Here is a 22,951-nt window from a genome sequence, read left to right as displayed (position 1 = left end):
GAGGGGAATGTCTTGGATTGGCCAATTCCGGCCACAAGCAGCCCGGCTTCTCCCTCAGCTCGCAGGCGCCACCGTCGGCATGGAGGCCGTCTTCCTGCTCTGCTGATCCACCCAGACAGACCAGAAGCCAGCGACATTCGCCCAGTTGCCCGTCGTCACCTGTCCCAGTGCGGCCTTCGCCCCGGCCAGATCGCCCGACCGCGCCAGCGCCACGCCAAGCCGTGCATTGGCCTTGCCGGCATCGACGCCTCCCTTGCTCAGGGCAAGGCGATATTGCTCGACCGCCTGCGGGAACTGGCCGAGCGAGAAATAGGTGTCGCCCACGGCCATGGCTGCCGACCCGTCCTTTGCCGCCGACGCCTTCTTCGCCGCAGCGGGCAGGCCCGCGATTTCCTTCGCAGCCTTGGGCGTGGCGCTCTTCAGCAATTGCGCCGTCGCCGCCTGTGTCGGCGTCAGCTTGCCGGCCGAGCGACCGGCCTCGATGATCGCCTTGGTCTCCGCGCTATAGCCCGTCTTGTCGGCCAGTTGCGCATAGGCCTGGTAGTCGCGCTCGCTCGCCATGGCGCCATTGGCCGCCTGCAGGCGATAGAGGTCGAGCTGCACCTGCGCATCCATGCCGGGCGCCGTCAGGTAATTGGCGAGAGCGGACCGCCATTCCCCTGCCGAATCATAATGGGCAAGGCGCTCCCGATACAACGCCCCCAACTCCGTCCAGTCCCCTGCCTGATAGGCCATGGAGATCGCCCGGTCGTACCAGGCGGCCGGTATCGGCTGCCCGGCTGTCCGCTGCCGCGCCAGCGCCTCCTGCACGAAGCCTCGCGCATCCTTGGGCTTGTTGCGCCGGATGGCGATGTCCGCGCGCAGCATGGTGGCGTCGATCGGATCGTAACCGAGCGTCCGGGCGTAATCGAGCTGCGCCGTCGCATCGTCGTAATTACCGACGATGTAGGACAGATAGCCCGCGATATAGCGCAGGCGCGGCATATCGCCCTTGGGCACCGAGGAGGTCTTGAACATGTCGTTCAATGCCACCCGCTGCGCCTGCCGGTCGACCTTCAGCACCGCGAGCTGGAACCGCAGGCCCGCCGCCACATAGGCCTCGAAATCGCTGACCGGCATCAGGCCCGAAATCTGGGCCTGCGCGGTCGAGACATCCCCGGCCTTGATCGCGCTGTCCGCCGCCTGCGTCGCGGCGCGGAAACTGTCCGACATCTGGATCGCGGGGCCGACGGCCGGCTTCTTCGCAACGGCGGGCGCGGCCGCCATCAGGGCGGCGCCGGCCAGCAGCCCGCAGGTCAGATTCGAATGTCTCATCATGGCCATGTCAGCCATCCCCCTTGTCGCCTGGCTCCGGCCAGACCGTCATCATGTTCGAAGATGAAAAAGGCGCACCGCCCGGACCGGGCAGCGCGCCTCCATCAGGCAAAGATCAGGCCTTGGTGGCCAGATAGGCCAGCCACAGATCGGCGATCTGCTTGCGCGAACCGGCCTGCACCGACTGGAAAGCCGCCTTGGCCGAAGCATTGTCGCCGCCCAGAGCCTTGGCGATGCCCATGCGGGTGTTGATCTCGTCCGCGTCGACGCCGCCCTTCTGCTTGGCGAGTTCGAACATCGCCGCCGCCTTGGCATAGTCGCCATAGCCCAGATAGGCGTCGGCCGTGGCCGCAGCGATCTTGCCATTGGCCGCCTTGCGCGCATCGGCCTCGGCCGTGCCCAGCGAGCCCTTGTCGCCCGCGATCTTCGACACGGCAGGCTGGTACAGGTCACCGCCCTGGCTGGCGTTCAGCACGCCCTTGCCGCGGCCCGCGTCGATCGCGGACTTCACTTCGCCATAGATGCCGGTCTTCGACGCCATTTCGGCATATTCCAGATAATCCTGCGCCACGACCAGGCCGCCGGAGGTCGCCATCAGGCGCAGCACGTCCAGATTCTCGCGGTTTGAGATATTGGGATTGGCCTGCTGGAACAGACGGATCAGCGTGCGCAGATTTTCGCCGCTGGGCGCAGCCTGATAGGCCATCTTGGCCCATTCGGTGACTTCAGGCAGCTTCGCCGTCGCGGCGCGGCTGACGCCGATCTGGTACCATTGCGCCGGCACCTGGCCGCCCGAGGCCCTGGTGGCGTCCGCCGCGGCCTTGAGCGCGGCCAGACCCTGCTGGTTCAGGCCACGCTGCGGCTCGACCGAAGCGTTGGCGGTGCCGGCCTTGCCGAAATAGGCCTGCGCCAGCGTCACGTTCACCGCTTCGGGCTTGTAACCGGCCTGCGCCGCGGCCTGGGCGCGGGTGATGGCAAGATCGTAATTCTTCGCCTGCAGCGCCTGGTCGGCGGCGACGGCGTTGAACTGGCCGGCCTGTTCCGGCGGGGTGAGGCCGCTGTCCAGCATCTGGGTCAGCGCCTCGCTCTGCATCGCCGCATCCTTGCCGGCGATGGAGGTGTTCAGCTTGATGGCGCCGATCTGATATTTGTCGTCGTTCGACTTGGCCTTGCTGTCGGCGTCGGCCAGCGCGGCCTTTGCCGCTGCGAAATCCTGCTTCTCGGCGGCTTGCTGCGCGGTCTGCAGCGCCTTCACCACATCGGGCGAGACGTTCAGCTTGGGCGCGCCGCCCTTCTTCTCTTCCTTCTTGGCCGCGAATGCCGGAACCGAAACGGCGCCGCCAGCCAGCGCGAGAGTCAGCGCGAGCGCCACGGGGGTAACAAAACGCATGTTCATCTTCTCCTCTGCGCCCGGGGGACAGGCGGCCTTTGTTTACGCCGATTAGGGGTCGGCGCGTGAATAACGTTTGAACGACCTATATGCACCAGTTAACCGCCTGTCAGCCCCAAGGAACGGATCGCGCGAAACAATCTGGCGCGCCGATCGCGCGGCTCATGGTCCATACCGCTCATTCCCGTCGCGTGCGCGCGTGCGCGCGAGGGGTGACAATATTGTTTCGCTCCGCTAGTGCAGCAGCAACGAACCATATCCATCCAAAAAGAGAATCGCATTGACCGACGAGACTGCCCTCGCCGACCCTTCGGACATCAGCCCCATCTCCATCGTGGAGGAGATGAAGGCGAGCTATCTCGACTATGCCATGTCGGTGATCGTCGCCCGCGCCCTGCCGGACGTGCGCGACGGCCTGAAGCCGGTGCATCGCCGCATTCTCTTTTCCGCCCATGAATCGGGCTTCACCTACAACAAGCCCTATCGCAAGTCGGCCCGCATCGTCGGCGACGTGATCGGTAAATATCACCCCCATGGCGACACGGCGATCTACGACGCATTGGCGCGCATGACCCAGGACTGGTCGATGCGCGTGCCGCTGATCGACGGGCAGGGCAATTTCGGCTCCATGGACCCGGACCCGCCGGCGGCCATGCGCTATACCGAAGCGCGGCTCGCCAAGGTGACGAACGCCCTGCTGGACGATCTCGACAAGGACACCGTGGATTTCCAGCCGAACTACGACGCTTCGGAAAGTGAGCCGCAGGTCCTGCCCGCGCGCTTCCCCAACCTGTTGGTCAACGGCGCGGGCGGCATCGCGGTCGGCATGGCGACCAACATCCCGCCGCATAACCTTGGCGAAGTGATCCGCGCCTGCCTGGCCTATATCGACAACACCGGCATCACCGTGGACGAACTGATCCAGATCGTCCCCGGCCCCGACTTCCCGACCGCGCCGCTCATCCTCGGCCAGTCCGGCGCCCGCAGCGCCTATCATACCGGCCGCGGCTCGATCATGATGCGCGCCCGGCACGAAATCGAGGAAGGGCGCGGCGACCGCCGTTCCATCGTCCTCACCGCCATTCCCTATCAGGTCGGCAAGAACGGCCTGGTCGAAAAGATCGCCGAAGCGGCCAAGGACAAGCGGATCGAGGGGATCAGCGACATTCGCGACGAATCGAGCCGCGAAGGCGTGCGGATCGTCATGGACCTGAAGCGCGACGCCACGCCCGAAGTCGTGCTGAACCAGCTCTGGCGCAACACCCCCGCCCAGTCGAGCTTCCCGGCCAACATGCTCGCCATTCGCGGCGGCCGCCCGGAACTGCTCAACATCCGCGACATCATAGAGGCGTTCGTCCGCTTCCGCGAAGAGGTCATCACCCGCCGCACCAAATATGAGCTCAACAAGGCCCGCGACCGGGCGCATATCTTGCTGGGCCTCGTCATCGCGGTCACGAACCTCGACGAAGTCGTCCGCATCATCCGGGGCTCGGCCAGCCCCGCCGAAGCCCGCGAAACCCTGCTCGCCCGCGACTGGCCAGTGGCGGAAATCGCGCCCTATCTGCGTCTGGTGGAAGCGATCGAAACGGAAGTCAGCGGCGACAGCTACCGCCTGTCGGACACGCAGGTCCGCGCGATCCTCGACCTGCGCCTGCATCGCCTGACCGCGCTCGGCCGGGATGAGATCGGCAATGAACTGGCGGAACTCGCCGCCGCCATTGCCGAATATCTCGCCATCCTCGGCGACCGCGTGAAGCTCTACGCCGTGATGCGCGAGGAGTTCGAGGCGATCGAGCGCGACTTCGCCACCCCGCGCCTGTCGGAGATCACCGCCGCTGCCGACGGCATAGACGACGAAGACCTGATCGAGCGGGAGGAGATGGTCGTCACCGTCACCGTACAGGGCTATATCAAGCGCACCCCGCTGGAGAGTTTCCGCGCCCAGGCGCGCGGCGGCAAGGGCCGCTCCGGCATGGCGACGAAGGATGAGGACGCGATCACCGAATTGTTCGTGACCTCCACCCATACGCCGGTCCTGTTCTTCTCGACGGCGGGCAAGGTCTATCGCCTCAAGGTCTGGCGCCTGCCCGAAGGCGGCCCGGCGACGCGCGGGCGGCCGATGGTGAACCTGCTGCCGCTCGGCCCCGGCGAGACGATCCAGACCGTGCTGCCGCTGCCCGAGGATGAGGAGAGCTGGAAGGATCTGCACGTCATGTTCGCCACCGCGAACGGTACGGTGCGCCGCAACAGCATGGACGCCTTCGCCAACATCCCGTCGAATGGCAAGATCGCGATGCGCTTCGACGATGAAAGCAGCGACCGCCTGATCGGCGTGGCGCTGCTCACCGAAGAGGATGACGTGCTGCTCGCCACCCGCCAGGGCAAGGCGATCCGTTTCCAGGCGACGGACGTGCGCGAATTCCAGAGCCGCACCTCCACCGGCGTGCGCGGCATGACGCTGAAGAAGGACGATGAGGTCATCTCGCTCTCCATCCTTCATCGCGCCGGCATCAAGGATCAGGAAGAACGCGACGACTATCTCCGCTTCGCCCCCTGGAAGGCGGAGAAGGAAGGCTCGCCGCAGATGAGCGCGGAACGCTTTGCCGAACTGGCGGCCAAGGAACAGTTCATCCTCACCGTCTGCGCGAACGGCTATGGCAAGCTGTCCTCGGCCTATGACTATCGCCGCACCGGACGCGGTGGGCAGGGCATCACCAATATCGACAATATCGGCCGCAACGGTCCTGTCGTCGCCAGCTTCCCGGCGCGGCACGGCGACCATCTGATGCTCGTCACCGACCAGGCCAAGCTGATCCGCATGGGCCTTGAATCCCTCCGCGTCATCGGCCGCAGCTCGGCGGGCGTGCGCCTCTTCAACGTGTCCGACGACGAGCATGTCGTCAGCGCGGCGAAGATCGAGGAAAGCGACGAGGAGACGGAGGTGAGCACCCCCGCCGGCCTGGAAGTCAGCCCGGACGTCAGCCCCGAAGCCGATCCGGACCTGGCCGAAGAGTGACAGACCTCTTCGCCTACAAGATCCTGACCGGGGATCAGTATGACCAGTTGAAGGCGGACGGCGTGTTCAAGGGCGCGCCGGTCGATCTTGCGGATGGCTATATCCACATGTCGACCCGCGAACAGGCCGCCGAAACCGCCGCCAGGCATTTTGCGGGGCAGGACCATCTGGTGATGCTGATGGTCGACCTGGCGCCTTTCGGGGACGCGCTGAAATGGGAAGAGTCGCGCGGCGGCGCCCTCTTCCCGCACCTCTATGGCGACCTGCCGCTCAGCGCCGTTGCAGGCAAGGTGGTCCTGCGGCTGGACGAGCAGGGCAGGCATCTCTTTCCGGCGGGTTTCTGATCACCGGCCTCTGGCGCGGCGCGCCCGCGCGGCAGGCGGCGGCGCCGTCATGACCCCCTGCGCCCTGACAGCCATGGCAGGATGATGCAATAGTCCGTCGATCCTGCGCACCCATGCCGGTGGCGGGACCGGCCTGCGCAGTCCCAGCAGGCCCAGCCGAATGATTGGCGAGCTTCTTTCGAGCAGCAGATGGAACAGGACCGGGACCGCCAGCGCCGCCACGATGCGCACGGAGGCGGGCCACCATGGCTGCGTCTCGATCAGCACCATCCTGTGCATGAAGAGGATCACGAGGGACGCCCGTCCCAGCAGGGCGAATTTGCGGCCGATGCCAAGCGGCGTCAGCGGCCCCGATGCCAGCCACCGGCTCAGCCACACGATCATGTGCGACCATCCGATCGCCCCTGCGACGCTGGTCAGGGCCGAGCCATAATGGCCGAACTTCATGTCCATCGGCAGGATGAAGGGCGTCAGCAACAGCGTCACGATGGCGATCAGCAGGTGCACCGGGCCCTCGAACACCGGCTCGCCTCCCAGCAGGAAGGTCGATGCCCAAAGGCTGCCGATGCCGAGGAAGAATATCGCCATGGGCAGCACCGCCATATTCCATGCCAGCGAATAACCGCCCAGCGGATAGGCGATGACCAGCATCAGCAGGAGCAGCGGGATCAACCGCACCCCGCACCCCTCCCCCATGCGCCGGGCCATGGCATTGAAGGCGACCTGCGCCCCGAAAAGGACGGTGATGAACCAGGCCGTTCCGAACCAGCCGGTAAGCTGCCGCCCGCCGAACAGCATGCGCCGGGCCAGCAGCAGGTCGGAATGGAAGATCGCGGACCAGCTTTTCCCATCCAGCATCATGCCGGCGTCCTGCATGCCCGTCAGCAATGTGAGGAAGCAGCCATAAGGCAGCAGCAGGGAAAAGACGCGCTTGTAGATCAACTGCGCGGATGGTTCGGAATGATAGGCTATGCCCGACAGGATGAAGAACAGCGGCATGTGGAACAGGTAGATCCAGTCATGCAGCCGCCCCGTGACCGCATGGCCCACCACGACAGTGACGATGCCAATTCCCTTGGCACAGTCCAGCCACTCCCAACGTTGTGTCGCGCATTGCATCGATGACGCCTTTCGCTCGCTCATCGTGCGCCCGATTTTTCTTTGTTGGATAGGCGTTTCCGGCGTCGAAAGCCATTAAGGGCGATCGCCTAGAGCCAATCGACATTCAGAAGATGACGAGCCGAAAATGGTGGTTTTCCGTGACCCGGAGCGCAGCGTACTCAAGGTACGTGAGCACCGGAAGCACGGAAAAGCGTCATTTGCAGGCCGTCAGGGCTGAATGTCGATTGGCTCTAGGACAATTCGCAAGCGACGGAATAGCCGCTGGCCGGGAAAGAGCGGAGAAATACGGGAACAGAGCGGCTGTCCCTGGCTGAATGGACGGCTCAATCCAGCCGCTCGATTAGTGCGTCGACACCGGCGTTCACGCCGCCGTAAAGATCGCCCTTCCGGAAATGGGGGATCATCTTTTTGTCGATGACGCCCTGGCAATAGGCGTCCGTCAACACGCTTTCCAGCCCGAAGCCCACGGCTATGCGGACCAGTTGCTCGTTCGGGGCGACCAGCAGGACCACGCCATCGTCATGGCCCTTGCGCCCGATGCCCCACTGGTTCGCCAGATCGGTTGTGAACGATCCGATCTCCGCCCCGTCAAGGGACGCCACGGTGGCGACAACCATCTGGTGCCTGGTCGATCGCTCCAGTTTTTCGAGCTTCCGGGACAGCGCTTCCTCCTGCCCGTCACTGAAAATACCGGCTGCATCGGTCACCCGCCCGGCCAGCGCCACGGCCGGTTTGACCGGCCAAGCCGTTCCCTGAGACGCCGTTTGCGCTTTAAGGCCGGGGATCGCCAGCGCAGCGGCGCAGAGCAGCAGAAGGCGGACCGGCATGGCCCTCATCCCACCTTCTCCATCCGCGCGACCTTTCCATTCCTCATCCAATAATCATAGCCGCCCCATCTTATCCGGCTGGAGCAGGCGGCCGCCAACTGAATTCCCCAATGCGCCCAGCACACGGCAAATGGCGCCAGCACGTCCCACCGGAGCGACCGCCGCGCCGTCCGCGCCTGGCCGGGTTCCAGCACGCCCGCGACGATCCGCCGCCGCGCCAGCGCCCGGCCGAGAGCCGCTGCATAGCCCACCGCCACGGCGCTCCAGCCGCCCCATCCCACCGCCCAGACCCAGCCCAGCGCCTGCACGCCCGCCACGGCGCAGGCGATCCGCCACATGCCCGGACTGTTGGTCAGGACATGGCGATACTGCCGCACGGCGAAAGCCAGCGCCCCTTGCCGCGCCAGCGGACTGGCGACCAGCAGATCGCGCACCGGCCGCAACCGCAGCTTCGCCCGCCATCCGGCCAGCCCGATCGCCATGTCGTCGGACAGCCGCCCCGCCAGCGCGGCATCCAGTTCCAGCCGCTCCGCCGTCTCCCGCGTCAGCGCCATGGCCCCGCCCCAGGGCATGGTCGCGCTCGCGGCTCTGGGCAGCGTCGCCAGTTGCATTTCAACCGCGCCCACCAGCGCAGCCGCCACGCCCGCTTCCGGCAACAACAGCCGGTATCCCGTCACGATGTCGGCCTTTCCCCGCACCAGGGGAAAGAGCAGCCGGCCCACCAGCCGCGGCGGCGGCATGATGTCCGCATCCACGAAAACCAGATAGCGATCGGCCTCCCGCAGGGAGCGCAGGGCCGCGCGCAGCTTGTGAACCTTCTGCCCCTCGTCCCCGGCGATGCCGGCACGAACGAGCTGCACCCAATCCCCCTCGCGCGCAGCCATCGCCTCCGCCGCCGCGCATGCGCCGGAGGTGGCGACCACCAGCCGGAACCGGGCCGTCTGCGCCTTAAGCCGCGCGATGAGACCGGGGCTCCCATCCCAATCGTCCCGCACCGACAGCAGCATGGCGACGCCCTCCGGCGCCTCCTCCTGCCGGTCCGTCGGCAGATGCCGCCAATAGTTGAGCACGCCGATCACGCTCAGCCCCTGCAGGATCACCCAAAGCCCCAAGGCCCAACTCATCGCAAATCCAAGCCCTTTACCGCCCCGACCGCTGCTGTATGACGGCAGGCGCGATGCTCTCCAACCCCTTTCTCTTCACCCTCCTCCGTATCCTTCCGGCATCCCTCGCCTCCTGGCTGGGAGGCTGGCTGTCGGCCAATGTCGCGCGCAGGTCCATGAAATTGCGGGATGAACGAGCCCGCAGGAACCTTGCCGTCCTGCGCCCCGAACTGGACCAGGCAACCCAGGAGAGGATGCTCACCCGCCGCTGGTTCAATCTGGGCCGCACCATGGCCGAACTCGCCAATGTCGACCGGCTGGTGAACGACCGGCACGTGACCATTGCTGACGAGGCAGCCTATCGAGAAGCGCTGGCTTCGCCACGGCCGATGATTTTCCTGACGACCCATATCGGCAATTGGGACCTGCTCGCCGCTCATCTCAAGGCGTCGACCGACCGCCCCGGCCTGGGCGTCTACGATCCGCCGGACAATGCGGCGCAGGCCGCGATGCTGAAGCGGGCGCGGGAAAGCTATATGGGGGAAGCGATCACAGGCAGCAGCGGCGCGGCCCGCGCCATCCTGCGGCACCTTTCTGAAAAGGAGCGCCCGATGCTCTATATCCTCGTGGACGAAAGGCGCGACCGGCAGGTCTGGTTTCCCCGTTTCGGCCGCGACCTCGAACCGTCGGGCAATCTTTCCATCGCCCTGCGTCTCGCCCGGCGCAGCAATGCCCGCTTCCTGCCCTTCACCCTCGCCCGGACGAAGGGCGCACACTTCCATCTCGACTGGCACCCGCCGCTCGACCCCAAGGCCATGGAGGAAGCGGAACTGCTCGACGCCATCGACGCCTATCTGGGCAAGGCATGCATCGACCATGCGGACCAATGGCTGGCGTTGCACGATATGGACCTGGCGGCTGCTTCCCCCGCCCTTGTGGCTTCCCGGAGCGAACAGGTGGCGGGATGAAAGCGGTTCTCACGCCCTGCCGCACCCGCTAAAGCGCCCCCATGTCCCGACTCGCCATCAAGATCTGCGGCCTTTCGACGCCTGACACGGTCGGCGCCGCCATGCGCGCGGGCGCCACCCATCTGGGATTCGTACATTTCCCCAAAAGCCCCCGTCATGTAGAAGCGGACCGATTGCGCGCCCTGGCAGCGCCCGTCCCGTCCCATGTCGGGCGCGTCGCCGTGCTGGTCGATCCAACCGACGAGACACTGGCCGATCTCAGCGCCACGGGCGCCCTCACCGCCCTTCAGCTACATGGGAAGGAAAATCCCGAACGCGTGGCGGCCATTCGTCAGCGCTTCGGCATTCCCGTCTGGAAAGCCATTCCAGTGAAGACCCGCGCCGACATCGACGCCGCGGGCGCCTATGCGGGCGCTGCCGATTTCATCCTGTTCGACGCCAAGACGCCCGAGGGCGCGGCTCTCCCCGGCGGAATGGGCCTGCGCTTCGACTGGACGCTGCTGCGCGGCGCTTCCCTGCCGTTGCCCTGGGGTCTTTCCGGCGGGCTCGGTATCGACAATGTGGCCGAAGCAGTCCGCATCACAGGCGCGCCGCTGGTCGATGTTTCGTCCGGCGTCGAAAGCGCGCCCGGCATCAAGAGTGTGGACAAGATCATGGCCTTCTGCAATGCGGCGTCGGCATGTTGACGCAGAGCATCCTTTTAGAACGCATCGGCCTTCGATGGCGTTGATCACTTGCCCAGGTGATCCAACCCCATGACTGAAGAGATAGAAGCGATGACCGACAGCATTATCCTGCCCAACAGCCTGCGTTCACAGCCCGACGCCTCCGGCCATTTCGGTTCCTTTGGCGGCCGTTATGTGGCCGAAACCCTCATGCCGCTCATTCTGGAGCTGGAGAAGGTCTACAGGGACGCCAGGCAGGACCCGGCGTTCGACGCCGAATTCACCGAATTGCTGCGCAGCTATGTCGGCCGCCCGAACCCGCTTTACTATGCCGGGCGCCTGACCGAAGCGCTGCGCGCCGAAGCCGCACCGGGCAAGGGCGCGAAAATCTATCTGAAGCGCGAGGAACTGAACCACACCGGCGCGCACAAGATCAACAATTGCATCGGCCAGGCGCTGCTCGCCCGGCGCATGGGCAAGAAGAAGGTCATTGCCGAAACCGGCGCGGGCCAGCACGGTGTCGCCACGGCGACCGTCGCCGCCCTGTTCGGCATGGAATGCAAGATCTTCATGGGCGCGAAGGATGTGGAGCGGCAGAAGCCCAACGTCTTCCGCATGAAGCTGCTGGGCGCGGAGGTGATCCCCGTGGTTTCGGGATCGCAGACGCTGAAGGACGCGATGAACGATGCGCTGCGCCATTGGGTGTCGAACGTGCACGACACTTTCTACATCATCGGCACGGCGGCCGGGCCGCACCCCTATCCGGAGCTGGTGCGCGACTTCCAGTCCGTCATCGGCCGGGAAGCGCGCGAACAGATACTGGAACTGGAAGGCCGCCTGCCCGACATGCTGATCGCGCCGGTCGGCGGCGGTTCCAACGCCATCGGCCTGTTCCATCCCTTCCTCGACGATGCGGAGGTCAGGATGATCGGCGTCGAAGCGGCGGGCGAAGGCCTGGCCGGCAAGCATGCGGCGAGCCTGGCCGGCGGCAAGTCGGGCATATTGCACGGCAACCGCACCTATCTGCTCCAGGACGAAGACGGGCAGATCACCGAAGCGCACAGCATCTCCGCCGGTCTCGACTATCCCGGCATCGGGCCTGAACATAGCTGGCTGCATGAAATCGGCCGTGTCGAATATATGCCCATCACAGACGACGAAGCGCTCGCCAGCTTCCAGAAGCTCTCCGCGCTGGAAGGCATCATCCCCGCGCTCGAATCCGCCCATGCGATCGCCAGCGCGGAAAAGGTCGCGCCTACGCTCGACGCCGACCGGATCATCGTCGTCAACCTGTCCGGCCGCGGCGACAAGGACATCTTCACCGTGGCGAGCGCCCTGGGGGTGGAGATATGACCTCGCCCGCCATATGTCTTGCTCCTGCGAAGGCAGCAACCCCGTTCAACCGTCACCTGTTCACGCGACCCGTGGACCGGGCTGCCACCTTCGCGGGAGCGCGTTGCGTGTCGGGTTTGGGAATTCGATATGACCGTTGACCGCCTCTCCGCCCGCTTTGCCGCCTGCAAATCGCAGGGCCGCGCCGCGCTCGTCACCTTCGTGACGGCGGGCGACCCCAGCGTGGCCGACACCCCCGCGATCCTCGATGCACTGGTAGAGGGCGGCGCCGACATCATCGAACTCGGCATGCCCTTCACCGATCCGATGGCCGACGGCCCCGCCATCGAACTGGCGAACCTGCGCAGCCTCGGCTCCGGAACGAAGACGAAGGATATTTTCGCCCTCGCCAGCGCCTTCCGCGCCAGGCACCCTGAAACCCCGCTGGTCCTGATGGGCTATGCCAATCCGATGCTCGTGCGCGGCCCCCAATGGTTCGCCGACCACTGCAGCGCCGCAGGCGTCGACGGCGTGGTCTGCGTCGACGTGCCGCCGGAGGAAGACGCCGAAATCGGTCCCGCCCTGCGCGCGGCCGGCATCCACCTGATCCGCCTCGCCACGCCGACGACCGACGCGGCCCGCCTGCCAGCCGTGCTGAACGGCGCCAGCGGCTTCCTCTATCATGTCGCCGTCGCAGGCATCACCGGCAAGCAGCAGGCCGCCCAGGCTGCCGTCGAACAGGCGGTAGCCCGGCTGAAGACCGCCACCGACCTTCCCATCGCGGTGGGATTCGGCGTGCGTTCCGCCGAACAGGCTGCCGCCATTGGCCGCGTGGCCGACGGCGTGGTGGTGGGGTCCGCCATCGTCGACATCATCGGCTCGCACGGCGACGCCGCCGCCCCCTTCGTCAAGGAGTTCGTCGCTGCCCTTCGCGGCGCGCTGAACGCCAACAGCCCTCATTTCCGGGAGACCGCCGCATGAGCTGGATCAACCGCGTCCGCAACGCCCTGCCCTTCATGGCGAAGAAGGAAACCACCGCCGAAACGCTGTGGCACAAATGCCCCTCCTGCGCCGAGATGATCTTCATCAAGGAGTGGGAGGACAATCTTTCCGTCTGCCCGCGCTGCGACCATCATGGCCGCATCGGACCTGCGGAGCGGTTCGAACAGATACTCGATGCCGGTTTCATCCTGCTGCCGACCCCGCAGGTGCAGGAAGACCCGCTGAAATTCCGTGATTCCAAGCGCTATCCGGACCGCATCAGGGCCGCACGCGCCGCGACGGGCGACCAGGACGCGCTGATCAACGCGCGGGGCGCCATCGATGACGTGCCGCTTGTCATGGGCGTGCAGAATTTCGCCTATATGGGCGGTTCCATGGGCATGGGCGTCGGCGCCGCCTTCATCCAGGGCGTCAACGAAGCCATTGCCCACAAATGCCCCTATGTGATCTTCACCGCAGCGGGCGGCGCGCGCATGCAGGAGGGCATACTTTCCCTCATGCAGATGCCGCGCTCCACCGTGGCCATCCAGAAGCTTCACGCGGCGGGCCTGCCCTATATCGTGGTGCTGACCGATCCGACGACCGGCGGCGTCACGGCCAGCTACGCCATGCTGGGCGACATCCAGATCGCGGAGCCCAATGCGCTCATCGGATTTGCGGGCCAGCGCGTCATCGAAAGCACGATCCGCGAAAAGCTGCCCGACGGCTTCCAACGCGCGGAATATCTGCTGGAGCACGGCATGCTGGACATGGTCATCCATCGCAGCGAGCTGCGCGACACGCTGGCCCGGGTGATCGGCTACCTCGCCCCTCGCGCCGCGGCCTGAGGTCATCGGGGAGACCAGCGCCGATGGCCGACCACGCCGTCTCCGACGATCCCGCCGTCCAGGCCCAGCTCGACCGCCTCGCAACGCTGTCGCCGGGCGCCGACATATTGGGTTTGGACCGCATCGCCCGCCTGCTTGACCGCATCGGCAACCCCCATCGCGCCCTGCCGCCCGTCTTCCACGTTGCGGGCACCAATGGCAAGGGCTCGACCTGCGCCTTCCTGCGCGCCGCGCTGGAGGCGGACGGGAAGACGGTTCATGTCTTCACCTCTCCCCATCTGGTCCGCTTCAACGAGCGCATCCGCATCAGCGGCAAGCTGATCTCCGACGAGGCGCTGGCTCATTACCTCTCGCGCGTCCTCGACGTTGCGGAAGGGATCGGCGCCAGCTTCTTCGAAGTCACCACAGCCGCCGCTTTCCTTGCCTTTTCCGAACATCCAGCCGACGCCTGCATCGTGGAAGTGGGCCTTGGCGGCCGCCTTGACGCCACCAACATCATCGAAAAACCCGTGATCTGCGGTATCGCGCAGCTTGGCCTCGACCATCAAAGCTTCCTCGGCACCACGATCAGGGAAATCGCCGCCGAAAAGGCCGGCATCGCCAAGCCCGGGGCGCCGCTGGTGACGCAGCGCTATGCCGACGCGCTTTTCCCCGTGATGCTGGAGGCCGCCGCCCGCAACCGGACCCACTGGTTCGCCATGGGCGAGAGCTGGGACGCGGCGGCCTACCGGGATCGCCTCCATTATCGCGACGATCAGGGGCGGCTCGACACGCCCTTGCCGCGCCTGCCCGGCGCACACCAGATCCATAATGCCGCCCTCGCCTTCGCCATGCTGCGGCACCAGAATGTCGTGCCCGTCAGCGAAGCCGCGTTGAAGGCCGCTCCGCTCTGGGCACATTGGCCGGCCCGCCTGCAAAGGCTGGACCATGGTCCCTTGCTCGCGCCTCTTCCCAAAGGGACCGAGGCCTGGCTGGACGGCGGCCACAATGCCGGTGCGGGCGAGGCGATCAGCGCCTTTTTCAGCAGCGAGCGGCTTGAGGGGCATAAGCTCGAACTGATGATCGGCATGCTGTCGAACAAGGAACTGGACGCCTATCTCCATCCCTTTGCCGGCCGGATCGCGCATATCCACGCCCTGCCGGTGCCAGGTCACGATCATCATCCGCCGGAACGCTTCGCCGCCGTTGCCGATCGGTGGGGCATTGCCTGCACCGCGCATGCGGGACCCGAAGACGCCATTGCCGCCGTCGCCGCTCAGCCGGGCCGTGAACCCAAGCTGCTGATTTCCGGCTCGCTCTATTTGGCCGGAGAAATTTTGCGACTGAACGGTCAATATCCCGACTGAATTTACTTGCGATTGACTCGCAATAGCGTACTCTTGCCTTCCGACGACAAGGCAGAAGGTACGAACGCATGGCCCATGGAGAGTCCCCCTCCCTCGATCAGCCCCGTCCGCTTCCCGGCGGCTACGGCAACCGGCTGTTCCTCTATGTGATGCGCCGCATGGCGACGGCGGGGGTCAACGATGCCCATGCCGCCAATGCGATGCTGGGCGCCTTCGGCCGCGGCTATCGCCGCCCGCTCGTGCTGATGCGGGCGATGATGCTGGAACTGGCGCGGACATCCAGCCGCAGGATATTGATCGCACCCTGCTGTTGTTCGCGCATGACGAGCGACGAGGCGCTGATGATTCAGGCGATCGGCAGCGCGCTGCGCAGCCCCCGCTCGGCTTATGACGATGTCGCCGCGCTACTGGGCAATGACCATGCCTTGGGTGCGCTCACCTGCTTGCAAGCGGTCGCCCAGGCGCATCGCGACCTCGGTCGGCCACTTGACCTTTACGCCGCGGGCTGAGGGGCTGCCGCGCTCCCGACACTGGCGTCGATCAACCCTGCGCGCATCATCAGCCAGAACAGGACGATGCCCGGCACCGCCAGCGCCGTGGTCAGCAGGTAGAAATCGACATAGCCGAACCGTTCGATCATCGCGCCCGCCGTCGTCCCCGTCAGGAACCGTCCGACGATGCTCGCCGCCGCCGAAATCAGCGCATATTGCGCGGCGGTGAAGCGCAGGTCGCAGAGCGCGGAGAAATAGGCGACCACCGTCACCCCGCCGATGCCGCTCGCGAAATTTTCGAAGCCGATCGCGCCGGCCATGCCCCAGTTGCTCTTGCCCAGCGCCGCCAGCAGCGCGAAGCTGAAGTTGGAGACGCCCATCAGCAAGAGGCTGACCAGCACCGAGCGCTTCATTCCCATGCGCGCATACAGCACGCCGCCGACGAAAATTCCGATCAGATAGGCCCAGAAGCCGATCCCGACGTCGTAGATGGCGATTTCGTCATTGGTGTAGCCCATGTCGTCGAACAGCAGGCGGAAGGTGAGGTTGGCCAGCGTATCCCCGATCTTGTGCAGCAGGATGAACAGCAGCACCAGCCAGGCGCCCCGCCGGCGGAAGAATTCCACCAGCGGCCCCGCGATCGACTCCCAGACTTCGCCCAGACCCCGCCGCGCGGTGGGTTCGCGGTGCCGCTCCGGCTCGCCCAGCACCAGCCCGGTCAGCATCGCGGGAAGCGCGAATACGGCGCAGGCCAGATAGGCGCCATGCCAGCCGATCCGGGCCGCCAGCACCAGCGCCAGCGCACCCGCCGCGACCGATCCGATGCGCCAGCCATATTGCGACATGCCCGACCCGACGCCCAATTGCTCGGGCCGCAATGTCTCGATCCGGTAGGCGTCGATCACGATGTCGAAAGTGGCGCCGGCGACGCCGACCAGGATCGCCGCATAGGCCGTCTGCAAAAGGCCGGTGGTGGGATCGACCAGCGCCAGATTGGCGACCGCCGCCATCACGAACACCCCCGCGACCAGCAGCCAGCTCACCCGCTGCCCCAGCCGGCCGATGACCGGCAACCGAACGCCGTCGACGACCCAGGCCCACAGCCATTTGAGATTATAGACCAGGAAGGCAAGGGTGAAGGCTGTCACGGCCTTCTTGTCGATGCCGTCCTGCGCCAGCCGGGTGGTCAGCGTCGCACCGATCATCGCATAGGGAAAGCCCGACGATATGCCGAGAAAAAATGCCCCCAAAGGCGCCTTCTGCACATAGGGCTTCACCGCATCCAGCCAGTTGGCCGAGCCCTTCGCGATGTCGGTCATAAATTGGTGCGCCCCCGGGAATGATTATCCGGGCCACCATATGGGCAAATGCGGTGGAGGCAAGCCGTCCGGCAATCTTATATCGGGCCCGGATCAGGCGGCGTCCTCGAACAGGTGAAGACCGTCGGGAAAACGGGGCAATGCCTTTCCCCGAAGCAGGGCATCCACGACATCGATCGCCGCCAGCAGATCGCGCGGCGCATAGGGCTTGGCCAGGCATCCCAGGGCCATTTCCCGCGCGTCGACAGGGCAGGCCCCCGTCACGAACAACACCGCCACGCCTCTGCCCGCCGCAAAGCGCGCAAGATCGATGCCGGTCTTCTCCCCATGCAGGGTCACGTCCGCGATCACCAGATCGACGCTTTCCTCCTGCATGATGGTGACTGCATGGGCATATTCGTCGACGGTCGCGGCCACGCGATAGCCGGCCATTTCCAGCACATGCTCATTGTCGAAGGCGACCAGCGGTTCGTCCTCGACCACCAGCACGCTGCGTATGGCCTTGCGCCGCCCCCGCGCTTCGGCTTCCCCTTTTACCAGCCCGAAAAACATTTGCCGATCCGCCCCATTTGCGCCATTCACCCGACCAACGTGCAAGGCCCCGAAGGGGTTTCCCATCGTCCCGGCGCATGGGCGCAAGGACAGCACCATTCGTCAATTTCCCGGCCTTCCGGATATGGGAAGGCCACCCTGTTTTGAAAAGGAACTCTTCCGTGGAACCGCCGAAAAAATCTGGGCCGCCCCGTCGGCCGGGCTCCGGTGGTCCCAGGCGTCCGACGGGCGCCAAACCGGCGCCGGCATCACGCCCGGCCCGCCCGCCCGTCAAGAAGACCAGGACGGCGCCCGCCAATCCCGCCAATCCCCATCCTGCCCGCGCTGCCGCCGCCGCCAGCGGCAAGAACGAACCGCAGCGCATCGCCAAATTGCTCGCCCGCGCAGGCGTCGCCTCCCGGCGGGAGATCGAGCGGATGATCGAGGAGGGGCGGATCACGCTCGACGGCGAAGCGGTGTCGACCCCCGCCACCCTCCTCACTTCGCTGCACGGCGTCGCGGTCGACGGGAATCCGGTCGCCGCACCGGCACCTGCGCGCCTGTTCCTCTTCCACAAGCCGGCGGGTTTCCTGACGACCGAACGCGACCCCCGCGGCCGTCCGACCATTTATGACAAGCTGCCCGCCGACCTGCCGCGCGTCATGCCGATCGGACGGCTCGACATGACGACCGAAGGCCTGCTGCTGCTCACCACCGATGGGGAGTTCAAGCGGCAGATGGAGCTGCCCTCCACCGGCGTCCCGCGCACCTACCGCGCCCGCGCCTTCGGTGAAGTCAGTCAGAACCAGCTGGAGGACCTGTTCGACGGGCTGGAGATAGACGGCATACGCTATGGCCGGATCGAGGCCAATCTGGAACGCCGCACCGGCCGCAACCAGTGGATCGAAATGACGCTGACCGAAGGCAAGAACCGCGAAGTCCGCCGCGTGCTCGAACATCTGGGGCTTCAGGTGAACCGGTTGATCCGCACCAGCTACGGCCCCTTCCATCTGGGCGAGCTGGCATCCGGCGCGGTCGAGGAAGTGCGGCAGCACGATCTGGTCGTCTTCCGCAAGAGCCTTGGGAAACCCTGACCCCCTCCGTTCGCCCTGAGCCTGTCGAGGGGCCCTTCTTTTCTGGAACGAGCCAGCCCATGAGAATAATTGCAGGCCAATGGCGGGGTCGCCCCCTTACCGCCCCCAAGAGCGACGCAACACGCCCTACGGCGGACCGCACCCGGGAAACCCTGTTTTCCATGCTGCTGAGCCGGATCGGCTCCTTCGAGGGGCTGAGCGTTGGCGATTTCTTCGCGGGCTCGGGCGCTCTGGGGTTCGAAGCGCTCTCGCGCGGCGCGGCAAGCTGCATCTTCGTGGAACAGGACCGCGCGGCGCTGGACGCGATCCGAGCCAATGGCGACAGGCTGGGCATCCGCCCCGACATCCGCCAGAGCAGCGTCCTGTCGCTGGGTCCGGCAAGCGAGCCCCTGGACCTCATCTTCATGGATCCGCCCTATCAGAGCGGCGCTGGCATGGTGGCGCTGGACAAGCTGAGCCGCCTGGGCTGGACCGGGCCCGCAAGCTGGATCAGCATCGAAACCGACCGGCGCGAGGATGTGGCGGTAAAGGGCTTTACCGTGGAGACGACCCGTGACGTGGGAAAGGCTCGACTGACGCTGCTGCGCGCAACGGAGCGCGCCGAATAGTCCAGGCGGATTGGGTGAAGTGATGGCGCGACGGACATGACCATGGACCATCGCCGCGGCTGCGCATTGCACCCAGCCTGCGACCCGGCATATCGGGAGCAGCCCCGGCGACCTTGCTGACGGTGCTCGATCGGCACAGCCTGACCGGCGGCGTAGCTGGACCGGGCTGGCAGCCATGATCGCCGCCATGCCCGGTCTTGCAAGCATCAACGCCGCTTGCGCATGGATTTGGGCGCTTCGCTCCGGTTGATGCAGCTATCCTGCACGGTCCTGCTGCACAGCGGATAATCCTTCTGCTCGGTCGGCGGCGGCGTCATATTGCCACCCACGGTCGCGGGATTGGCTGAGGTTCCGACGGGAGCGGACGGATCACGCGGAACGCCGGCAGGAGCCGGTTGCATGCCCGTGTCCGGCGGCACGGCTCCGGTCGGCTGCCCAGCATTGGGATCGGCGGCTGGGGGCGGCGTCGCGGGCGTCGCCGGAGTGGCCGGGCTGGCTGGCGTCGCTCCCGGTTCGGCGGGGGTCGCCGGCGTCGCAGGAGTCGCGCCCTGCTCGGGCGGAGGCGGCGTATCGGCGACGGGCGGCTGCGCCGAAGCCGGCATGTCCTGCGCGATCGCAATGCCGGTAACGCCGGTGCCGAAGGCCAATATGGCCGCACCTGCCAACAGGATCGATTTCATCGGGATCATCCTTTCCTTTGTTCTCGCCCCGTTCTGCCGTTTGGGCTGAACAAAGAACCGGATGCGCGATGCCTGCGTTCCGGCCCGGGCGACGAGCCGTTGCGGATGCGCCGCCAGACGATCCTGCCTGTCGGCCTCAGGCCTCGGGGTAGCGCTGGAACTTGGGCAGTTGATGCGCGCCCTCCATCCATGGCGCGGCCTCGGCAAATTGGACGTGGATGGCTGGCGGCAGGTTCGACTGGTCGTCCAGCGTTCCGGTCTGGATGTCGATCATGCCGGGGAACACGGCGGCATTGCGGTAGAAAAGGCCCGTACCGCAGGTTCCGCAAAATTCCCGCGTCACATTGTCGGAGGACCGGTATGCCACCGGCCGACCCGTCACCGTCACCTGTTCTTCAGGGAACAGGGCCCAGCCCACCATCGGCGCGCCCGCGCTTTTCCGGCAATCCGAACAATGGCACAGCGCGCTATAGGCCGGCTCGCCCTGCGCTTCGTAATGGATCGCCCCGCATTGGCACCGCCCCGAGAACATGGCCTTTACTCCTTGCACGATTCGCCTTTTGTTCTCATAGAAGGAGCAACGGTGCAAGGGCCGCCCGCCCTTGCCGCTTCCCGCCCGGCACCCTAGTTGATAGCGCATGACTCTGCCCGCCCCCTCCCCCGACGATCCCGCCTATCTCCAGGGGCTGAACGAACCCCAGCGGGAGGCCGTGCTCACGACCGAGGGGCCGGTGCTGGTGCTTGCAGGCGCCGGCACGGGCAAGACGGCGGCGCTCACCGCTCGCCTCGCCCATCTGATCGCCACCCGTCGGGCCTATCCTTCGGAAATCCTCGCAGTCACCTTCACCAACAAGGCGGCGCGCGAAATGCGGGAGCGCGTCGGCCGGATGATCGGCCCCGCCGTCGAAGGCATGCCCTGGCTGGGCACCTTCCACGCCATCGCCGCGAAGATGCTGCGCCGCCACGCCGAACTGGTGGGGCTGCAATCCAATTTCACCATCCTCGACACGGACGATCAGCTTCGCCTGATGAAGCAGCTCATCCAGGCGGAGGGAATCGACGAGAAGCGCTGGCCCGCACGCCAGCTCGCCGGCCTCATCGACCAGTGGAAGAACAAGGGGCTGACGCCGGAGGAAATCGGCGCCGGCGAGAGCGAGGGCTATGCCAACGGAAAGGGGCAGAAGCTCTACGCCGCTTATCAGGCGCGTCTTCGGGACGTGAATGCCTGCGATTTCGGGGACTTGCTGCTGCATGTTCTGACGATCCTGAAACGCCATCGGGACGTGCTGGAAAGCTATCAGCAGCGCTTCCGCTATATCATGGTGGACGAATATCAGGACACCAACAGCAGCCAGTATCTGTGGCTGCGCCTGCTCGCCCAGCAGCGCAAGAACATCTGCTGCGTGGGAGACGACGACCAGTCTATCTATTCATGGCGGGGGGCGGAAGTCGCCAATATCCTGCGGTTCGAAAAGGATTTTCCCGGCGCGAAGATCGTCCGGCTGGAACAGAATTATCGCTCGACACCCCATATATTGGGCGCTGCGTCAGGAGTGATCGCGGAAAATGGCAATCGCCTGGGCAAGACGCTCTGGACCGACATCGACGTGGGCGAGAAGGTCCGCATCATCGGCGTCTGGGACGGGCCGGAGGAAGCGCGGCGCGTGGGCGACGAGATCGAATCGATCGAACGCAGCGGCCAATCGCTGGAGGGGGTCGCCATCCTCGTCCGGGCCCAGCACCAGACGCGCGAGTTCGAAGACCGCTTCATCCAGATCGGCCTGCCTTATCGCATCGTGGGCGGCTTCCGCTTCTATGAACGCGCCGAGATTCGGGACGCTCTCGCCTATCTTCGCCTGGTCAATCAGCCCGCCGATGACCTGGCGTTCGAACGGATCGTCAACGTCCCCAAGCGCGGCCTGGGCGACAAGGCCGTGGAAAAGCTGCATCGGCTTGCCCGGGCGGAGGGCGTTCCGCTTGCCCTCGCCGCCGCGCGAATCCTCGACACGGACGAGATGACGCCGCAGGCCCGCCGCAGCCTCGGCGCCTTCATCGGCGATCTCGCCCGCTGGCGGGACCGCGCGGTGCAACTTCCCCATGCCGAACTGGCCCGACAGATATTGGACGAAAGCGGCTACACCGCCATGCTCCAGGCCGAACGCACCGCCGAAAGCGCGGGAAGGCTGGAGAACCTCAACGAACTGACCCGCGCCATGGAGGAATATGAGACGCTGGGCGCATTCCTGGAGCATGTAAGCCTCGTCATGGACAATGAGGCGCAACAGGACGAGCGCAAGGTCACGATCATGACCATCCACGCCGCCAAGGGGCTGGAGTTCGACACGGTCTTCCTCGCGGGGTGGGAAGAAGGCATCTTCCCCTCCCAGCGCGCGCTCGACGAAGGCGGCCTCAACAGCCTGGAGGAGGAACGCCGCCTCGCCTATGTCGCGATCACGCGGGCGAGGAAGTCCTGCGTCATCCTGCACGCCGCCAACCGCCGCATCTATGGCCAGTGGACCAGCTCCATCCCTTCGCGCTTCGTCGGGGAATTGCCTCCCGAACATGTGGAGGAGGAAAGCAGCATGTCCGGCGGCGCCTCGCTCTGGCGCGCCAACTGGTCGGAGCGGGCCGATCCCTTCGCCAATGTCCAGCGCGGCACCGGTCGCGGCCCCGGGTGGCAGCGCGCCCAACAGAGCGGACAGTTCACCCGCGAACCCGCAAGGATCGTGGAGGCGCGCGCATCAGCGGTCTCGCTCGGCAACAAGGGGCGGGATGACATGAGCGTCGGCCTGCGCGTCTTCCACCAGAAATTCGGCTACGGCACGGTGGCGGAGATCGAAGGCAACAAGCTGGAGATCGATTTCGAAACGGCGGGTCGGAAGCGGGTGATGGACAGCTTCGTCCAGCCTGCCTAGCCGTCAATCGAGCCTTTCCTCAAGACCGCCGTCCAATATCGTAGATACCGGATGAAA

21 protein-coding genes are annotated in these 22,951 nt (G+C 65.8%); 12 read left to right on the top strand and 9 right to left on the bottom strand.

What is annotated here, in order from left to right; genetic code table 11:
• Nucleotides 1–54: 54 nt before the first annotated feature.
• On the bottom strand, nt 55–1,323 hold the full coding sequence (locus LDB29_RS05710; protein WP_025552084.1) for a hypothetical protein: 1,269 nt from the start codon (nt 1,321–1,323) through the stop codon (nt 55–57).
• 106 nt (nt 1,324–1,429) lie between these two features.
• Nucleotides 1,430–2,710 carry a hypothetical protein gene (locus LDB29_RS05705; RefSeq protein ID WP_025552082.1) on the bottom strand — a complete coding sequence of 427 codons (1,281 nt, stop codon included), beginning with the start codon at nt 2,708–2,710 and terminating at the stop codon, nt 1,430–1,432.
• 274 nt (nt 2,711–2,984) lie between these two features.
• Here LDB29_RS05705 and gyrA point away from each other — a divergent pair, with 274 nt between their 5' ends.
• Nucleotides 2,985–5,720 (top strand): DNA gyrase subunit A, encoded by a 2,736-nt coding sequence (gyrA, locus tag LDB29_RS05700; protein ID WP_025552080.1) that lies wholly within the window; start codon nt 2,985–2,987, stop codon nt 5,718–5,720.
• Nucleotides 5,717–6,064: a DUF952 domain-containing protein gene (locus LDB29_RS05695; RefSeq protein WP_025552078.1), complete on the top strand. Its 348-nt coding sequence runs from the start codon at nt 5,717–5,719 to the stop codon at nt 6,062–6,064. Before gyrA ends, LDB29_RS05695 begins: the two co-directional genes overlap by 4 nt.
• Here the strand turns inward: LDB29_RS05695 and LDB29_RS05690 are convergent, their stop codons facing one another.
• The 3 genes from LDB29_RS05690 to LDB29_RS05680 form a co-directional block, all read right to left on the bottom strand.
• On the bottom strand, nt 6,065–7,183 hold the full coding sequence (locus LDB29_RS05690; RefSeq protein ID WP_052816784.1) for an acyltransferase family protein: 1,119 nt from the start codon (nt 7,181–7,183) through the stop codon (nt 6,065–6,067). It lies immediately after the preceding gene.
• A 326-nt stretch (nt 7,184–7,509) separates the two neighbouring features.
• Entirely contained in the window at nt 7,510–8,022 is a 513-nt protein-coding gene (locus tag LDB29_RS05685) for a YgcG family protein (RefSeq protein WP_099185787.1), read from the bottom strand.
• A complete protein-coding gene (locus tag LDB29_RS05680) occupies nt 8,019–9,137 on the bottom strand; it encodes a glycosyltransferase (protein ID WP_025550517.1) in 1,119 nt (372 codons plus the stop codon). Before LDB29_RS05680 ends, LDB29_RS05685 begins: the two co-directional genes overlap by 4 nt.
• 53 nt (nt 9,138–9,190) lie before the next feature.
• Here LDB29_RS05680 and LDB29_RS05675 point away from each other — a divergent pair, with 53 nt between their 5' ends.
• From LDB29_RS05675 to LDB29_RS05645, 7 genes are all read left to right on the top strand, one after another.
• Entirely contained in the window at nt 9,191–10,084 is an 894-nt protein-coding gene (locus LDB29_RS05675; RefSeq protein ID WP_025550515.1) for a lysophospholipid acyltransferase family protein, read from the top strand.
• 41 nt (nt 10,085–10,125) lie between these two features.
• Nucleotides 10,126–10,770 (top strand): phosphoribosylanthranilate isomerase, encoded by a 645-nt coding sequence (locus LDB29_RS05670; protein ID WP_025550513.1) that lies wholly within the window; start codon nt 10,126–10,128, stop codon nt 10,768–10,770.
• A gap of 90 nt (nt 10,771–10,860) precedes the next feature.
• Nucleotides 10,861–12,102 carry a tryptophan synthase subunit beta gene (gene trpB / locus LDB29_RS05665; protein WP_025550512.1) on the top strand — a complete coding sequence of 414 codons (1,242 nt, stop codon included), beginning with the start codon at nt 10,861–10,863 and terminating at the stop codon, nt 12,100–12,102.
• Between the two features lie 129 nt (nt 12,103–12,231).
• A complete protein-coding gene (gene trpA, locus LDB29_RS05660; RefSeq protein ID WP_025550511.1) occupies nt 12,232–13,062 on the top strand; it encodes a tryptophan synthase subunit alpha in 831 nt (276 codons plus the stop codon).
• Nucleotides 13,059–13,910: an acetyl-CoA carboxylase, carboxyltransferase subunit beta gene (gene accD / locus LDB29_RS05655; RefSeq protein ID WP_025550508.1), complete on the top strand. Its 852-nt coding sequence runs from the start codon at nt 13,059–13,061 to the stop codon at nt 13,908–13,910. Before trpA ends, accD begins: the two co-directional genes overlap by 4 nt.
• Before the next feature lie 23 nt (nt 13,911–13,933).
• A complete protein-coding gene (locus LDB29_RS05650; protein WP_099185788.1) occupies nt 13,934–15,256 on the top strand; it encodes a folylpolyglutamate synthase/dihydrofolate synthase family protein in 1,323 nt (440 codons plus the stop codon).
• A gap of 68 nt (nt 15,257–15,324) precedes the next feature.
• A complete protein-coding gene (locus tag LDB29_RS05645) occupies nt 15,325–15,765 on the top strand; it encodes a DUF6628 family protein (RefSeq protein ID WP_025550506.1) in 441 nt (146 codons plus the stop codon).
• Here LDB29_RS05645 and LDB29_RS05640 read toward each other — a convergent pair.
• Together LDB29_RS05640 and LDB29_RS05635 are read right to left on the bottom strand one after the other, a co-directional pair.
• Nucleotides 15,750–17,066 (bottom strand): MFS transporter, encoded by a 1,317-nt coding sequence (locus LDB29_RS05640; RefSeq protein WP_025550504.1) that lies wholly within the window; start codon nt 17,064–17,066, stop codon nt 15,750–15,752. The two genes, LDB29_RS05645 and LDB29_RS05640, sit on opposite strands and share 16 nt — an antisense overlap.
• A gap of 93 nt (nt 17,067–17,159) precedes the next feature.
• A complete protein-coding gene (locus tag LDB29_RS05635) occupies nt 17,160–17,618 on the bottom strand; it encodes a response regulator (protein ID WP_025550502.1) in 459 nt (152 codons plus the stop codon).
• A gap of 161 nt (nt 17,619–17,779) precedes the next feature.
• On the opposite strand from LDB29_RS05635, the gene LDB29_RS05630 reads away from it, so the two are divergent.
• Entirely contained in the window at nt 17,780–18,691 is a 912-nt protein-coding gene (locus LDB29_RS05630; protein ID WP_099185789.1) for a pseudouridine synthase, read from the top strand.
• Nucleotides 18,692–18,750: 59 nt separating this feature from the next.
• Nucleotides 18,751–19,299, top strand: coding sequence for a 16S rRNA (guanine(966)-N(2))-methyltransferase RsmD (rsmD, locus tag LDB29_RS05625; RefSeq protein ID WP_025550498.1), 549 nt, complete (start codon nt 18,751–18,753; stop codon nt 19,297–19,299).
• A gap of 206 nt (nt 19,300–19,505) precedes the next feature.
• On the opposite strand, the gene LDB29_RS05620 is transcribed toward rsmD, so the two are convergent.
• Nucleotides 19,506–19,979, bottom strand: coding sequence for a hypothetical protein (locus LDB29_RS05620; protein ID WP_061940062.1), 474 nt, complete (start codon nt 19,977–19,979; stop codon nt 19,506–19,508).
• A 136-nt stretch (nt 19,980–20,115) separates the two neighbouring features.
• Nucleotides 20,116–20,511 carry a GFA family protein gene (locus LDB29_RS05615; protein WP_025550496.1) on the bottom strand — a complete coding sequence of 132 codons (396 nt, stop codon included), beginning with the start codon at nt 20,509–20,511 and terminating at the stop codon, nt 20,116–20,118.
• Between the two features lie 106 nt (nt 20,512–20,617).
• Here LDB29_RS05615 and LDB29_RS05610 point away from each other — a divergent pair, with 106 nt between their 5' ends.
• A complete protein-coding gene (locus tag LDB29_RS05610) occupies nt 20,618–22,894 on the top strand; it encodes an ATP-dependent helicase (RefSeq protein WP_025550494.1) in 2,277 nt (758 codons plus the stop codon).
• The last annotated feature ends 57 nt before the right edge of the window (nt 22,895–22,951 follow it).

It is taken from the genome of Sphingobium sp. CFD-2 (assembly GCF_024611135.1).
In the GTDB taxonomy this organism is placed as follows: domain Bacteria; phylum Pseudomonadota; class Alphaproteobacteria; order Sphingomonadales; family Sphingomonadaceae; genus Sphingobium; species Sphingobium fuliginis.
The sequence above is the reverse complement of the archived record's forward strand: the minus strand, read 5'-3'. Positions and strand labels throughout refer to the sequence as shown.

What these genes read in the sequence shown, in the direction of transcription:
- LDB29_RS05690 (WP_052816784.1), bottom strand. Translation starts at nt 7,183, where the DNA reads ATGCAATGCGCGACACAACGTTGGGAGTGGCTGGACTGTGCCAAGGGA.
- LDB29_RS05710 (WP_025552084.1), bottom strand. Translation starts at nt 1,323, where the DNA reads ATGGCCATGATGAGACATTCGAATCTGACCTGCGGGCTGCTGGCCGGC.
- LDB29_RS05615 (WP_025550496.1), bottom strand. Translation starts at nt 20,511, where the DNA reads ATGTTCTCGGGGCGGTGCCAATGCGGGGCGATCCATTACGAAGCGCAG.
- LDB29_RS05635 (WP_025550502.1), bottom strand. Translation starts at nt 17,618, where the DNA reads ATGTTTTTCGGGCTGGTAAAAGGGGAAGCCGAAGCGCGGGGGCGGCGC.
- LDB29_RS05620 (WP_061940062.1), bottom strand. Translation starts at nt 19,979, where the DNA reads ATGAAATCGATCCTGTTGGCAGGTGCGGCCATATTGGCCTTCGGCACC.
- LDB29_RS05610 (WP_025550494.1), top strand. Translation starts at nt 20,618, where the DNA reads ATGACTCTGCCCGCCCCCTCCCCCGACGATCCCGCCTATCTCCAGGGG.
- rsmD (WP_025550498.1), top strand. Translation starts at nt 18,751, where the DNA reads ATGAGAATAATTGCAGGCCAATGGCGGGGTCGCCCCCTTACCGCCCCC.
- LDB29_RS05705 (WP_025552082.1), bottom strand. Translation starts at nt 2,710, where the DNA reads ATGAACATGCGTTTTGTTACCCCCGTGGCGCTCGCGCTGACTCTCGCG.
- trpB (WP_025550512.1), top strand. Translation starts at nt 10,861, where the DNA reads ATGACCGACAGCATTATCCTGCCCAACAGCCTGCGTTCACAGCCCGAC.
- LDB29_RS05685 (WP_099185787.1), bottom strand. Translation starts at nt 8,022, where the DNA reads ATGAGGGCCATGCCGGTCCGCCTTCTGCTGCTCTGCGCCGCTGCGCTG.
- accD (WP_025550508.1), top strand. Translation starts at nt 13,059, where the DNA reads ATGAGCTGGATCAACCGCGTCCGCAACGCCCTGCCCTTCATGGCGAAG.
- LDB29_RS05640 (WP_025550504.1), bottom strand. Translation starts at nt 17,066, where the DNA reads ATGACCGACATCGCGAAGGGCTCGGCCAACTGGCTGGATGCGGTGAAG.
- LDB29_RS05680 (WP_025550517.1), bottom strand. Translation starts at nt 9,137, where the DNA reads ATGAGTTGGGCCTTGGGGCTTTGGGTGATCCTGCAGGGGCTGAGCGTG.
- LDB29_RS05675 (WP_025550515.1), top strand. Translation starts at nt 9,191, where the DNA reads ATGCTCTCCAACCCCTTTCTCTTCACCCTCCTCCGTATCCTTCCGGCA.
- LDB29_RS05645 (WP_025550506.1), top strand. Translation starts at nt 15,325, where the DNA reads ATGGCCCATGGAGAGTCCCCCTCCCTCGATCAGCCCCGTCCGCTTCCC.
- LDB29_RS05670 (WP_025550513.1), top strand. Translation starts at nt 10,126, where the DNA reads ATGTCCCGACTCGCCATCAAGATCTGCGGCCTTTCGACGCCTGACACG.
- LDB29_RS05650 (WP_099185788.1), top strand. Translation starts at nt 13,934, where the DNA reads ATGGCCGACCACGCCGTCTCCGACGATCCCGCCGTCCAGGCCCAGCTC.
- trpA (WP_025550511.1), top strand. Translation starts at nt 12,232, where the DNA reads ATGACCGTTGACCGCCTCTCCGCCCGCTTTGCCGCCTGCAAATCGCAG.